This window comes from Maribacter polysaccharolyticus (assembly GCF_028882255.1).
GTDB classification, from domain to species: Bacteria; Bacteroidota; Bacteroidia; order Flavobacteriales; family Flavobacteriaceae; genus Maribacter_A; species Maribacter_A polysaccharolyticus.
In genome coordinates this window covers 217,634-231,223 of sequence record NZ_JARBUY010000005.1, presented here as the reverse complement: position 1 = coordinate 231,223, position 13,590 = coordinate 217,634, and the positions used below count along the sequence as shown (strand labels likewise).

Below are 13,590 nucleotides of genomic sequence, written 5' to 3'. Positions count from 1 at the left end.
CTTAAAGAGTATTATTCTACTTTTAAACAGTTTGGTTTTTAGGGGAGCTTAAAGGTTTTCTTTTATAAATACATTTAAATGTATTCGAGGAATAATTTCGTTAGTTTTAGTTTAATCCTTTATTTTGGCCATTGCTGTAAAACAGCTGTTAGCTGTGCGTAGTTTACAAATTTTATTGCCCGGCTATAGGTGCTTTATCAATTATACTGGAATATAAATCTTTTAATTTGTTTTTTTCCTTGGCCAAAAGGCTTTTTTTTGCTGAAACGTCAATTTTAAGATCATTCAAATGGTTAAAAAATTCAACTTTCGGATGCTCCAAAAAGTCTTCTATAAACCCTCCTGACTTATTACTTTCTACAAAAGCGTGTAAGACCGGGTTGTTCTTATTTACAATAATGGGTAGCCCCATAAAATAGGATAGATACATTCTATTTGGTGCACAAAGCCTATTATTGGTATACGTAGGCAAATACATCACGATACTAGCACATCCCTTTTTCCAAAATAAAGGCAACACTTCATAATTTACTTTCCCTATAAAAAAGAATTTATCATCTGTCAGCTTGTTCTCTTCCTTAAATTTTATAAAGTCAACTTCCGTACCTCCCAATAAGAGGATTTTGTAGGGATTGGGGAGGTTTCTGGAAAGGTCAGCGAGTTTCTGCCTTCCCCTTTCTTTGTATAAAGGTCCTTGATGTATTATAAATTTAGTTCCCTTTTTCTTTTTTGCTTCCAATTCATCCAATTTTGACACAATCAGTGCCGATGGGGTCTTCCTAGAATCAATGTCATAGTATGGCAAATTAAATAAGTAGAACAATTTATTCGTTAGTTGTAATTTTTCTTTCAAATAAAGCATTCGTTCCTTATTGGCCATAATTACCGTATCAGATTTTTTTATCAATAAATTCTCTAACGCATCCAATATTTTTTTCAAGAAGGATTCGTTTTTATTGGGTACTTCGTGGTCGTCATATATCAAATAAAACCTTTTAGGGTTCAGTAACCGGAACAATAATACTGGAAGAATTATATCAGAGTCTTGTGCATGAACAATTCTTGGTTTTAGTTTATTCAATAATTTAAAAGCCTTAAATGTAAATTCAAGTACGGTAAAAACCCTTAAAAAGGTATTATGTCTAAATGTACCCTGAATTTGGTGTAAGATAACGGAGTCATCAAAAGAAAGGGTTACCTGTTTATCAGGAAATAAAATAAGATCAACTTTTAAGTCCTTATTCCATTCTTTTAAAATTCTTAGTTCATTTAAAATCCTTCCGTCCGTATTAATATCAGTCTTTGCTATGAATACTATGTTGTTCATGAAATTTTGCTTTAGTAATAAAAAAAATAAAAGTGACGAATAAAATTGAGTTCATACGCAATATAACATCGATGTTTAAAGATGCAATTAGGTATAAGATTAGAATCGTTTTAAAGAACAAATTATTTGAAAAAGAATATAGTTGCCTTAAAATCAGTAATATCAATATAAAAGGTATAAATCCATATCTTAGTAGGATTGTTAGCGCGGATGTATCGGTGACTGACATATCCCTATCTTCTTCAGTTGACCAGCGCGCGGCCCAGGTAAATATCGGAATTTTAAAGGGCAATCCAATAACATAATGTCCTGAAACCAGTTTATCTTGTACTGCCGTGTAAATTACCTCTCGGTTACCTTCGATGGTATTTTCAGCTATGGATTCTTCTCCCTCTATTATTGAAAAGATTCTTCTATCTATTTGATTTCTCATCGATTGATTATTTGAATAGGCGCCGAAAAAAATCAGCAATACCAAAATGCCATAAAATGAAATTTTTAGAATCTTTTTTAAGTTAAATTTATTCCACAATAAATAGATGGTCTCAAGAAATAATAGGGCCAATAAGGTTCTGTTAAAACTTAGTATAAGAGCAAATACACTCAAAATGGCCGTGATTTTAACCAACTTGCCTCTACTATACCAATTGTTATTATCTTGAATTAATAGATACATTCCTATTAAACCGAAGTGAAAGTTGGAATTGCCTAATCTTCCACTTGTTTCTTTCAATATATCAGCGCCACTTTCCAAGTCTTGGTAAATGGGTAGATCAATAACCAAAGAGAGAACAGATATGATCACGGAAGCGTTTATGGCAACCAATAAGGTTTTCCATACGATTCGAATATCGGCCCTTATCCCTTGTACAATGAGTAGTAAGGATGAAAATAAGGGTAATCCAATGCGTATGGTTTTAAAGGCCTCCACAAACGACTGACCGTACATAAACTTTTTAGTAACAACTTCAGTAAAAACAACCACTATGATCAATAAAACAATATTTCTTTTTATCCGAAAGTTTTTGACGCTTACATTATTTTGGGAATAGCATAATAGATTGATTATAGGCAATAAAATAAAGGCGAAATGATTAATGCTCAAAAGCACCCCTGGTAAAGACAAATAGAAATTGCTATTCGTAGGTAAAAAAAAACCAATAAATAGAATGATATAGAATAAACGATTGAAGAGTGAATGCATCTAAAAATTTAGTTTTATTTCAGAATTAAGAATAAGCATTTACTTTTATATTTGGAATTACCCAACCCATAAAGACAGTGCCATTTAGATTTCAAATCCAAATTATTTAAATGAGTTCAAAACTTATTAATTACATTCTGGATATTATTAATTTAATAATTGCATTATCTGTAAATGGAAGTCCGTCTTGGAGTATGCATCCTCTAGCTTTTTAAAGCATTTTAAATTATGTGCTATTTCATTTTTTGACAAGTGAATCTGTCCGGTTTCCAAATCCTTTTTTAGGTCTTCTATCCCATATATATAAAGCCCCTCATTTTTAAACCACGTATACGTAGGGTTTTTTTTATTTAGATACACTTTAACCCCTTTGTTCAATGCCATCATTAGATTGCCAAGCGCATGTTGTCTATAGCTGTTATTGACACAGGCGGCTACCGGTCCGTAAAAATCAATAAATTCATGGGCGGGTAGAAAAGAATCTATTAAAACAGCCTTTTCTATTTTACTTGCCTTTTCCCGTACTTTATCAGTGTAGGCATTTTCTTCGCCATAATTAAACAAAATTTTTATGTTTATCTTCTTATTCAGGTTACAAGTTTCTACCAATTCCAAAATATCCAAATGATTGTTGTAATGTGACCTACTATTACAAATAACCACTGTATTCTTTTTGGGATAATCCGATTCAAAATCAATTTCTTTGGCGTACGGTATATCGTCCAAAGAAAGGGGGATAAATTTAGGCAGATGTCTATAATATCTTGTCAAATATTCGTATTCTTCCTTAAAAACACAGACTATTGCATCCGCACGTCCTATTGCCTTATAAAACAACATTTCTTCTTGAAAAAGGAATCGAAAACTCGATTTTACCTTTTCTTTAATTAATTTGGAAATAAAAAAAGACTTGGATTTTGTGCTGAGATACATATGTAATTTACGTGAATATAACTCAGTGCCAAAAAAACGCCAGACAACCCTAACGCCTTGATCCACACGATTCACTATTTGGCTTTTAAAAAAATCTAAATTGTATAAAACGACTAAATCCGCAGCATTTACTATTGCCAGTATTTCGTTTAGATTGTCTGGTAGAGGGTCAAAAAACAGGGCTTTATCATGATAATCCTCATTATTTGAATTTTTGGTATCCAATATTAATAATTTATTATCAAAAAAATCACCCGAAAACCTTTTGGAGTCAATTATAAATTTGTTATCTGAATGAATATGTATAATTTTTTTCATAAAAAATAATATGGTGCAACTTGCTATTTATCTAAATAAAAAATAAAATTTTACCCTGCAATTAAAAATTTAGCTGTATAGCAGAGAGAAGGGTTAATACTTGATTCTTTTCAATGGCATTACCAAAATCATAAAGTTTTTGACAATCAGATTTCAAACCTCCATTAGTTATACGATCAATATTTTCCTTAAAATAAGTATCCTGAAACGTCTTAAGGTCATTGTTTGTGTTGTACCAATATTCCAAAGGATTCATATGATTTTTGGTTGATGTAGGAGGTAATTTCATGCCCAATTTTCGCATTATGGCTGAAGGGAGTTTTTTTATTGGAACCTGTCTACCTTTATAATTAATTGCAAAATGTTTAGCAGACGGTTTAGCATTGATCTTTGCCCATTTATAGTTTGCAGCGTCTGGGTACTTTGATAAAACCCATTTGAGATAAATATGATGATTCATCCTATTTTTTATAGGTATTGACATACAATATTCCATAAAATCCACATTATAAAAAGGGGACATAGTTTCGGTTTTGATTTGTCCAATTTTTAGCCCTTCATTAGCACCATTAAATCCCCTTTGATATAGCATGGCCAACTCAAGATCCTCAAATGATGCGAAAGATTCGCTTGAGGAGCTCTTATTTTCCAGTGTCCTGGAATATTTCCCTCCTAATATTTTCAAATCATCTTTGTTTAAACGGGTAATAAAACTACCAATTACAACATCTCCCAATTGGCCGGAATGGGATATTCCCAGGTTGTCAAAATTTAAATACTTATAAATACTATTGCTATGCGCAAGTCCGTAATACAAGGCATTGCCTCCCGATATTTTGGTGATTTCATCAATATCCTTTAAAAAAAGGCCATTATCCAGGGCCTTAAAAATCCAATCATGTCTTAAATCGGCAGCAATTTTTTTTGCAATTGTTTCGTCCAAATAATCGCTTTGGGAAAATGTTAGATTAATTTGATCTACATACCCCATTTGATGTGCAACCCATGAGGTCATTCTAGAATCCAAACCTCCACTTAAAGTGACCAAATGCTTGAAAGAATATTCCCTGTCCTTTTCAAATTGCAGACGAATAGCTTCTCTAAACTTAGTATCGAGTTCTTCAATTATTTGATTTTCATCGACCTTCCCTTCAAGTTTCGATTTGGGTAGATTATAATATTTTATTATTTCAACACTGCCATCTTTTATATAGAGGTAATTACCAGGCATAATTTTATGGATATCATCAGATAAAGTTTTATCTCCTAACATATAACCATAACTCAATAAATTGTATGCAGATTCAATATTGAGACTATATGAAAGATTATTGTCTTTTAAGAAAGTGTATATTTCATTTATTACACTGGAAATAAAAAAGACTTTCCCTTTTTTATAATAATATAGGGTTCTTGAACCAATGTGGTCCGTGAAAACTAACCACTTATCCTCTTTTTTATCATAAAATGCACCGCAAAAACTTCCCCTAAACTTTTTGAAAAATTCATTTCCTTCTTTCAAATATAATGCTGTAATTGTCTCCTCCCAATTTAAGGATGGTTCTAAGAGGTCTATTTTATTTAAAACAACTCCTTTTAATACAATTATATAATCATTTGTTTCTGAAAATAAATTATCATTTTCAAATTTATTATTAGAAAAATGGTTAAGTCTAATATCTTTATATGCTATGCAGTCATGCTTAATAGTTTGGTTTTCCTTTGACTTACTGATTTTACCGATTGAACCTATTGAAATATCGAATCCACGCATAAATTAAATTTAATTTTTTTAAAATTTATCTAGAAGAACTCTAAAGTATACTCTTTAAAGCTTATTTTAATCATTTTCTTGATTAACAACTTATAATACGCTACGTATAGCACCAAGTATACCATTTTTATCATAATAGTTGTATTTGAATATTAAAAATCATCTTAAATTGATAAGTAAAGATAAAACTAGAGAGGTTAAGATGTACCATTTAAAATCTAAATCTGTGCTATCGATTGCGACTTTCAAATTTTCTGCGCTTTCAACTATTATTAATAAGTAATGTTACGAAATATAATAATTTCTCATTAACTAATAATGTCTAAACACGATGAATATGTAAAATAAAAGTTGAAATTTAACCTGAAACCGAACCTGTGAAATAAAATAAGAAGATTCCAAAGTTTACATCCAAATATTTGCGGTTTACAGTTATATATGTCCATATTAATTAAGAACCTTATTAACATCTTCTCTAGATTTAAACATAATAACATCGATTATAGACAGATTTGGAATAAAACTAGTATTAACCGAGCATATGTTATTGCTTCAGATTCTAAAAAATCTTATTTAATGCCTTTGCATTTAAAAAAATCTTTGTCATACATCTTAGTTCCTCCAACAGGATTCATATAAGTGTGACCGCCTAATTCATTGGTTATATTTATTAATCACATTGATATTTCCTGACTTTTTGTATTACTAATTGATACAGAAGAAAATTATATTCCACATTTATTTCCAAATATTTTGATACCGCTTCCACTGAAGCTACGACTAATGAAGAGATACTATCAACCTTAGGATTGAATATGGATTCGATTATAGGAAAAACATCAGTAAAAAAGGTGACTTCGCATAGGTTTGCTGTATAGTAAGTAGTAAAATTTATCGTATCCTTTCTGATTTGTATTTCTTTTATCAACTTATTTTAGCTTCGAACGCAATGTAAAGTTACATACCGTTTCCTCATTTTTAAATAAAATTTTGTTTCGATTGATAAAACCTTCTTTAATAAAACTTACGTCATCTGCAAAAATAAATACATCAACCGCATTCACAAGTTGGAAATATCCCAAATAAGGGAATAAATACGATTGTATAATAGCAACCTTCATTACTTAATTGTTCTGTACTCTTAATAAGAGTCTACAAATCATATCCACTTCTTCTAACGTAAGATTAAAGTATAATGGCAAACAAAAAACCCGCTTAGAAATATCATCGGCCCATTGGAGTGGTTTTGATTTCAAATAAGGTAGGGAAGATGGTAAAGAAGGGTAGAAATAGCGTCGCCCAAATATTTCATTTAATTTAAGGAAATCAATACACTTAAGTAGAAACCCTTCATTTTCAAGAACAATCGGATAGTAGGCATAATTAGCTTTAGAATCCTTATGCCATAATGGCTTAAATGCTTTAAACGTCTTTAATTTTTCGTCATAGCGTTCTGTCAACAATTTACGTTTATCATGTATGGCTTGAATATAATTTAAATTAGCTAAACCCATTGCAGCATGAAATTCTGAATTCTTTCCGTTAATGCCTAAATTATGAAACGTTTCTGGACCACTGTGCCCAAAATTACGAATATGGGCCAATTCCTTTAATAATTTTGGTTCTTTGGTTATCACCAAGCCACCTTCACCTGAGTGAAATAACTTGGTTGCATGTAAACTACATGTTGAAATATCCCCATAATTAAAAATGGAATTTCCATTGATTTCTACTCCGAAGGCATGTGCAGCATCGTATATTACTTTAAGCTTATGTTTTTTTGCGATTTTTTCAATTGCCATCACATCACATGGATTACCGTATACATGTGTTGCCACTATGGCTGAGGTATTTGCGGTAATAGCAGCTTCAATTTTTGTATGATCAATGTTTAGGCTTTTTGGATCTATATCCACAAAAACAGGAGTACAGCCCTCCCAAACAATACTACTTGTTGTTGCAACATAAGTGAAAGGAGTAGTAATTATTTCTCCTTTCAAATTCAATGCCTTAATGGCCATTTGGAGAGCGATGGTTCCATTTGTCACAAACAATAAATGCTCTACCCCTAGATGCTCTTTAAGTTTCATCTCAAGATCACTGGCCAATGGTCCCATATTGGTGAGCCATTGACGTTTCCAAATGCCATGCAATAGTATATCATAGTCTTCCTTGGGAGGTATAAAAGGTAAGGTTACAGGTATCATAACTTTCGATTTTTTATAATTGTTAATAGCGCATACAAAGGGCTTGCTTTAAAAAAAGAATGAATCAATAGATAAAATGTTATTCCTATTAGTGAAGCAATTGTTATTTGTGCGATATTACTATAGTCGATAAATAAATAAACAGAAAAGTGCATCAATAAAAAAGTAAGACAGGCCAGTAGTAAAATTGGCAACATATCCAATAATTGACGCTTTGTACTATAGTCTATTAATTTACTACTATAATGAGTGTTGATAAGCAAACTGAAAAAGGAAACAACTACACTACCCCAAATCATACCGATAACCCCAAATTGAAAACCTATAATCAAAGCAAGAACAAGAAATGATTTTTTAATTATGTCTAAAAATAAAAATATGTCGCTTCTGCCATATACTTTTAATACATTAACATTAAAAGCATGTATTGGGAATAGCATGGCCGCCAAACTCAATACTTGGAAATAGGGTACTGCAGCTAACCATTCATGCCCTAATATCAAGTCGAATAAGGGTTCTGCTATGGCGGCTAACCCCAACATTAAGGGAGCGATAATAAAAAAAGATATACGAAGTAAACTCCTGAAAATTTTCGACAATTTTGAGGTATCATCTTGCAATTGGGCAAACATTGGGTACGTGACTTTGCTAACAATTGAAGTTATTGTTAGTGACGGATATTGAGTAAACCGTCTCGCCCGTTCGTAATAACCGAGTGTCTGTACTGGAAAAAATTTACCGATAATAATATTATAGCTATTTGTAAAAACTACATCGAGCAGTCCGGATAACATTATTTTGTAACCAAAATTATAATGGTATTTTAACTTTTTCTTAGAAAAATTTAAGCTTGGTTTCCATGATCCCGTTATCCAAAGTAACAGGGATAAAATAATTTGAGTGGTCATATACATGGTTACAATACTCCAAACGCCATAATTATTATAGCCCAAGAAAAGACCTACACTAACGCCAATAATAATGCTCGGGGCATTCAATAGCATTATCTTTTTAAAACGCATTTCTTTATTTAATATTGCCAATTGTACAGCAGAAAAAGCTGATATTATAAATACTAAACAATAAATTCTAATAATATCTATAAGAACTTCTTGTCCATAAAAAGTTGATATATAAGGTGCAGCATAAAACATCAGTGCATATACCAGCAGACTAATGGCCATATTCATATAAAACACAGTGGTAAAATCGGAATCATCTGCATTTTTTGTCCTAATTAATGAAGAAGACATGCCACTATCAACTAAGGAGGTGCCAACGCCTATGAATACCGCGATCATTCCTATAAGACCAAAATCTATTGGCCCTAACCAACGAGCTAAAAAGAGCATAGCTATAAAAGACAGTCCTTTTAAAAATAATGCCTCGGCAAAACTCCACACTACTCCGGATATTGTTTTTTGTTTTAAGGACATTAATCCAACAAATTTTGAAGATACGAGTAATATTCACCTTTCAATTTAAAAATACTTTGTTTTAATTGCTTTTTATCAATCCAATTATAGTTTAAAGCAATCTCTTCCAAACAAGCAATTTTTAGTCCTGTTCTTTTTTCAACGGCTTTCACAAACTCAGTTGCTTCAGTTAACGCCTCATGGGTGCCTGTATCTAACCACGCAAAGCCCCGACTTAAAATTTCTAATTTTAATTGTTTCCGATCTAAATATTCCTGATTTATGGACGTAATTTCCAACTCACCTCTATCACTGGGTTTTACATTCTTTGCAATCCGGACCACACTGTTAGGATAAAAATACAATCCAACAACAGCGTATTTGGATTTAGCAATTTTCGGTTTTTCCTCAATACTTAAAACGTCTTTATTTTGATTAAACTCCACCACCCCATAGCGTTCAGGGTCCGTTACAAAATTACCGTAAATTACAGCTTTGTTTTGTTGCTCTACAATCCTAATGGCGTTCATCAATAATTTTTGCAATCCTGCCCCATAAAAAACATTATCACCCAGGACCAAAGAAACATCATCATCACCAATAAACTCTTCCCCAATAATAAAAGCCTGTGCCAAACCATCTGGAGATGGTTGTTCAGCATATGATAATTGTATACCAAACTGTTGACCAGATCCCAACAATTTTTTAAAATTCGGTAAATCCTGAGGGGTTGAAATTACCAATATCTCTTTTATCCCTGCAAGCATAAAGACGGATAAGGGGTAATAAATCATAGGCTTATCGTAGATGGGCAATAATTGCTTGCTAACACTTAGCGTCAATGGGTGCAATCGTGTCCCAGAACCCCCGGCTAAAATTATTCCTTTCATAATTTATTGGTATTGTTTTGCATAATATTTCTGGTAGGCCCCAGTGGTAACATTATTTAGCCACTCATCGTTGTTTAAGTACCAATCTATTGTTTTCGATAGGCCTTCCTCAAAGGTTACCGTAGGACTCCAACCCAACTCCTTGTTAATCTTACTGGCATCAATGGCATAGCGTAAATCATGTCCAGGCCGGTCTTTTACATAGGTTATCAGTTGCTCACTACTTCCTTTTTCCCGCCCTAATTTTTCATCCATATGTTGACAAAGTAATTTTACCAAGTCGATATTTTTCCATTCATTGAAACCTCCAATATTATAAGTCTCTTTATCTGTTCCTTTATGATAAACAAGGTCGATGGCTATAGCATGGTCTATTACATAAAGCCAATCCCGTGTATAATCGCCATTGCCATACACTGGTAATGGTTTATTATGGATTATATTATGTATAAACAAGGGTATTAATTTTTCAGGAAATTGGTTAGCCCCATAATTATTGGAGCAATTGGTAATCACATACGGAAGGTCATAAGTTTCCCCATAGGCCCTAACAAAATGATCTGAACTTGCCTTTGATGCTGAATATGGAGAATTGGGGTCATAGGAAGTTGTCTCTTCAAATAAACCGGTTTCCTCCAAGCTTCCATATACCTCATCCGTACTTACGTGGTAAAAACGCTTTCCTTTCCAATTCTCTCCCCAAAGATTCTTAAATGCGTTTAAAAGAACCATGGTGCCTAAGATGTTGGTTTTAGCGAAGGCCAAAGGGTCGCTAATGGATCGGTCAACATGGGACTCAGCCGCAAGGTGTATTACTCCCTCAAAGCGATATTCTTTAAAGATTGTATTTATAAAATCTTCATCTGTAATATTGCCTTGGATAAAAGTGTAATTGTCTTTAGCCTCTATATCCTTTAGGTTTTCCAAATTTCCGGCGTAAGTCAATGCATCCAAATTGTAAATATGGTATTCTGGATATTTTGTAACGAGTCTTCGTATGACATGGGAACCTATGAATCCAGCTCCCCCCGTAACTAATATTTTTTTAATAGGATTACTTTTTTCTTGCATATGACCAGCACTTTATATTAGATTATAAATTTAAACTATCTTTAATAGGAAACCTTATTTTTTGATAATTTTTAAATGTCTAATTGATAATTTTGTAAATAAGACAACTAGCAATTATATCTCGAAGATATTGCACTTAAAAAGGTTTGTATTCCTAAACTCGATTAAATACATGAAAAATATTTTATCGACATATTTCTGTTTAATTTAAACAATCTATAAGGTATTTCTGTTATTTGAATGACAATGAAAATATCTAAAATATAAAGTTCTAAGGACTAAATAACCGATATTCATATTCAATTTTATCTCCTAGATTGGTCAATCATCAACATAATTCCCATTATCCACTTTAAATTGTGAAAGATAATATACTAGAGTGCAAAAAGAGTTCTTGTCTTGGATTTAGTTCTATGGTCAATAATTGATTTAAAAAATTCTTCTAATGTTGAATATGAAATGTGGAAATAACGAAGGGTTAGGGTATTAAATGACATTAATAAAATGTCGCTAATCCGAATTATTGATTGATGGACGAAAATATTTAATGATTACCACAAGTATTTCTTAAATTCTTCTAAAATTACTGACTTTTAATTTTAAGATTGATCGTAATGATAGAATCAAAAGTGATATGTCCCTCTTGTAAAAAAAACAGTATTAAAGATCGTTACCAAACCTACTGGGAATGTGGTGCATGCGGAAGGCAATATTCCTGTGTAAATGGTATACCCAAGCTTTATGACGAAGATGCCCTTGGTATGTCAGATAAGGGTCTTAGGGATAAGGTCTATAAACATATGGCCTGGTTTTATAATTTTTGGAATCCTTTCTTTATGCTTCCGGTTCGACCGATAAAAGTTTCTGTGAAATATTGGATTGTATATTTTCTCTTAGTTTTTTCCTTAATTTTTCTGGTATATAATTTTGTTGATTTGATTGCATTTCGAGGCATAGGTGAAATTAGGATCTCAGATATATTATTCTTTATTCCCTTGGTAATTTTTATTTTTTTACTATCAAAACATCCGCGATATGCGCATTTACTATGGCTTTCGATACCAATAAAGATAATACTTGCCATTCGCAATTTTAAACCTATAAAAACACATGCTTCTGTCCACGGTGGATTTCAAGAAGAGTATTTACAATCAGATAAAATAATAAGGATGCTCGATATTGCCAGTGGTAGTGGTAATTCACTTTTTCGACATGGTTGGATGAAATTGAATGCGGAGTATACGGCAGTAGACCTTTCTGCAGGTATGATTTTACAGGGAAGGCGATTAATGAGTAAACATAAGGTTCCTGCAGATTTTATTCTGACTGATGCAACCAAACTCCCTTTTGAAGCTGAGACCTTTGATATTTGTACAAATTATGGGGCGTTTAATGGATTTTCTGACACAAAAGCTGCTCTGAAGGAAATGGTTAGAGTGACCAAAAAAGGTGGAAAAATCCTTATTTTGGATGAACGGGAGTATGAGGGTTCTACATGGTTGGAACACTTGTATTATAAAAAAGTGTTTGCTTGTTACAATACTCTTGTTGGTACCCCTGCTGACTTGCATACAGATGAACTTGAGGATATTCAGGTACACCAGCCGTATGAGTTTGTTTATATATATACTGCGCGAAAGAAAATGTAATCAAATATTAGGGTTATGCGCTTTAATAAGTGGCAAGATGGGCTTAACCTATAAATGTACTATGGGATTTATCCATGATCGGTTTTAAAATATCCGACATTTTAGTACTTACCTGTACTTCCTTTAGGCTGTTCAGTTGCCTTAGGTTGTGTACATCGGTCGCAACAAAGTCGATCATGCCTTGGTCGAGTAGCCTTGATGCCATTTGCTGTACTTCCTTGCCATAGTACTTGCTCAAGGATAACAAGTTCATTTGATAAAGTACCCCTTGCTTTTTATAGGATTTATGAAGGTGCAAATTGGAATGTAGGTATAGGTATCGTTCAGGGTGGGCAAAAATCGCAAAGTATCCTTTTTGCCTGATTTTTTTCAAGGCTTGTTCAAAATTGATCGAAGCTTGTAAAAAAGACATTTCCACCAGTAGATAATTGCCTCCCAAGGGCATGATCTCTTCATGTTCCAGTAGCGTTTCAAAATTATCATCGATCATATGTTCTGCCGCTGCCCGAATGGAAACATGCTTCATTTTTTGCTGTAACAATCCATTCTTTAAAAGAATCAAGGCGTCATTGATGGTTTTAGGATTGTTGGGGTAATAGCTATTCATGATATGGGGGGTGGCAATAAAATCGGTGACCCCAAACTCCCCAAATCCTTTGATCAAGGCAATGGAATCATCCACATTTTTTGCCCCATCATCAATGCCGGGCAAGATATGATTGTGTATATCAATAAAGTCTTCCAAAAAATCAACTAAAAAATATTTCTTTTTGAAAAAATCAAACATTGTTCAAATGAATTA

The 13,590-nt window shown here is 32.7% G+C and carries 12 protein-coding genes; 1 reads left to right on the top strand and 11 read right to left on the bottom strand.

Features of this window, described 5'->3' with window-relative positions; translation table 11 throughout:
* Positions 1–172 precede the first annotated feature (172 nt).
* The 10 genes from PHU20_RS16685 to rfbB form a co-directional block, all read right to left on the bottom strand.
* Positions 173–1,327: a glycosyltransferase family protein gene (locus tag PHU20_RS16685; protein ID WP_274826543.1), complete on the bottom strand. Its 1,155-nt coding sequence runs from the start codon at positions 1,325–1,327 to the stop codon at positions 173–175.
* On the bottom strand, positions 1,296–2,321 hold the full coding sequence (locus PHU20_RS16680) for a hypothetical protein (RefSeq protein WP_274826542.1): 1,026 nt from the start codon (positions 2,319–2,321) through the stop codon (positions 1,296–1,298). The genes PHU20_RS16685 and PHU20_RS16680 overlap by 32 nt, the downstream gene beginning before the upstream one ends.
* A 357-nt stretch (positions 2,322–2,678) precedes the next feature.
* Positions 2,679–3,782: a hypothetical protein gene (locus PHU20_RS16675; protein ID WP_274826541.1), complete on the bottom strand. Its 1,104-nt coding sequence runs from the start codon at positions 3,780–3,782 to the stop codon at positions 2,679–2,681.
* A gap of 61 nt (positions 3,783–3,843) precedes the next feature.
* Positions 3,844–5,556 (bottom strand): asparagine synthase (glutamine-hydrolyzing), encoded by a 1,713-nt coding sequence (locus PHU20_RS16670; RefSeq protein ID WP_274826540.1) that lies wholly within the window; start codon positions 5,554–5,556, stop codon positions 3,844–3,846.
* Between the two features lie 670 nt (positions 5,557–6,226).
* Positions 6,227–6,484 (bottom strand): WbqC family protein, encoded by a 258-nt coding sequence (locus tag PHU20_RS20175; RefSeq protein ID WP_420828684.1) that lies wholly within the window; start codon positions 6,482–6,484, stop codon positions 6,227–6,229.
* 1 nt (position 6,485) lies between these two features.
* Positions 6,486–6,677 carry a WbqC family protein gene (locus PHU20_RS20170; protein ID WP_420828683.1) on the bottom strand — a complete coding sequence of 64 codons (192 nt, stop codon included), beginning with the start codon at positions 6,675–6,677 and terminating at the stop codon, positions 6,486–6,488.
* A 3-nt stretch (positions 6,678–6,680) separates the two neighbouring features.
* Positions 6,681–7,763, bottom strand: coding sequence for a DegT/DnrJ/EryC1/StrS family aminotransferase (locus PHU20_RS16665; RefSeq protein ID WP_274826539.1), 1,083 nt, complete (start codon positions 7,761–7,763; stop codon positions 6,681–6,683).
* Positions 7,760–9,199, bottom strand: coding sequence for a lipopolysaccharide biosynthesis protein (locus tag PHU20_RS16660; protein ID WP_274826538.1), 1,440 nt, complete (start codon positions 9,197–9,199; stop codon positions 7,760–7,762). The genes PHU20_RS16665 and PHU20_RS16660 overlap by 4 nt, the downstream gene beginning before the upstream one ends.
* Positions 9,199–10,068: a glucose-1-phosphate thymidylyltransferase RfbA gene (gene rfbA / locus PHU20_RS16655; protein ID WP_274826537.1), complete on the bottom strand. Its 870-nt coding sequence runs from the start codon at positions 10,066–10,068 to the stop codon at positions 9,199–9,201. The genes PHU20_RS16660 and rfbA overlap by 1 nt, the downstream gene beginning before the upstream one ends.
* A 3-nt stretch (positions 10,069–10,071) precedes the next feature.
* Complete coding sequence (gene rfbB, locus PHU20_RS16650; protein ID WP_274826668.1) at positions 10,072–11,118, bottom strand: dTDP-glucose 4,6-dehydratase; 1,047 nt, start codon at positions 11,116–11,118, stop codon at positions 10,072–10,074.
* Between the two features lie 635 nt (positions 11,119–11,753).
* On the opposite strand from rfbB, the gene PHU20_RS16645 reads away from it, so the two are divergent.
* Complete coding sequence (locus tag PHU20_RS16645; RefSeq protein ID WP_274826536.1) at positions 11,754–12,788, top strand: class I SAM-dependent methyltransferase; 1,035 nt, start codon at positions 11,754–11,756, stop codon at positions 12,786–12,788.
* 43 nt (positions 12,789–12,831) lie between these two features.
* Here PHU20_RS16645 and PHU20_RS16640 read toward each other — a convergent pair whose 3' ends face one another.
* The gene (locus PHU20_RS16640; RefSeq protein WP_274826535.1) at positions 12,832–13,575 is read right to left on the bottom strand and encodes a tyrosine-protein phosphatase; all 744 of its coding nucleotides are present in this window, start codon (positions 13,573–13,575) and stop codon (positions 12,832–12,834) included.
* Between the last annotated feature and the right edge of the window lie 15 nt (positions 13,576–13,590).

Coding starts and splice junctions, on each gene's coding strand:
- PHU20_RS16675 (WP_274826541.1), bottom strand. CDS start 3,782: ATGAAAAAAATTATACATATTCATTCAGATAACAAATTTATAATTGAC.
- PHU20_RS16685 (WP_274826543.1), bottom strand. CDS start 1,327: ATGAACAACATAGTATTCATAGCAAAGACTGATATTAATACGGACGGA.
- PHU20_RS16640 (WP_274826535.1), bottom strand. CDS start 13,575: ATGTTTGATTTTTTCAAAAAGAAATATTTTTTAGTTGATTTTTTGGAA.
- PHU20_RS16660 (WP_274826538.1), bottom strand. CDS start 9,199: ATGTCCTTAAAACAAAAAACAATATCCGGAGTAGTGTGGAGTTTTGCC.
- PHU20_RS16670 (WP_274826540.1), bottom strand. CDS start 5,556: ATGCGTGGATTCGATATTTCAATAGGTTCAATCGGTAAAATCAGTAAG.
- PHU20_RS16665 (WP_274826539.1), bottom strand. CDS start 7,763: ATGATACCTGTAACCTTACCTTTTATACCTCCCAAGGAAGACTATGAT.
- rfbA (WP_274826537.1), bottom strand. CDS start 10,068: ATGAAAGGAATAATTTTAGCCGGGGGTTCTGGGACACGATTGCACCCA.
- PHU20_RS20170 (WP_420828683.1), bottom strand. CDS start 6,677: ATGAAGGTTGCTATTATACAATCGTATTTATTCCCTTATTTGGGATAT.
- PHU20_RS16645 (WP_274826536.1), top strand. CDS start 11,754: ATGATAGAATCAAAAGTGATATGTCCCTCTTGTAAAAAAAACAGTATT.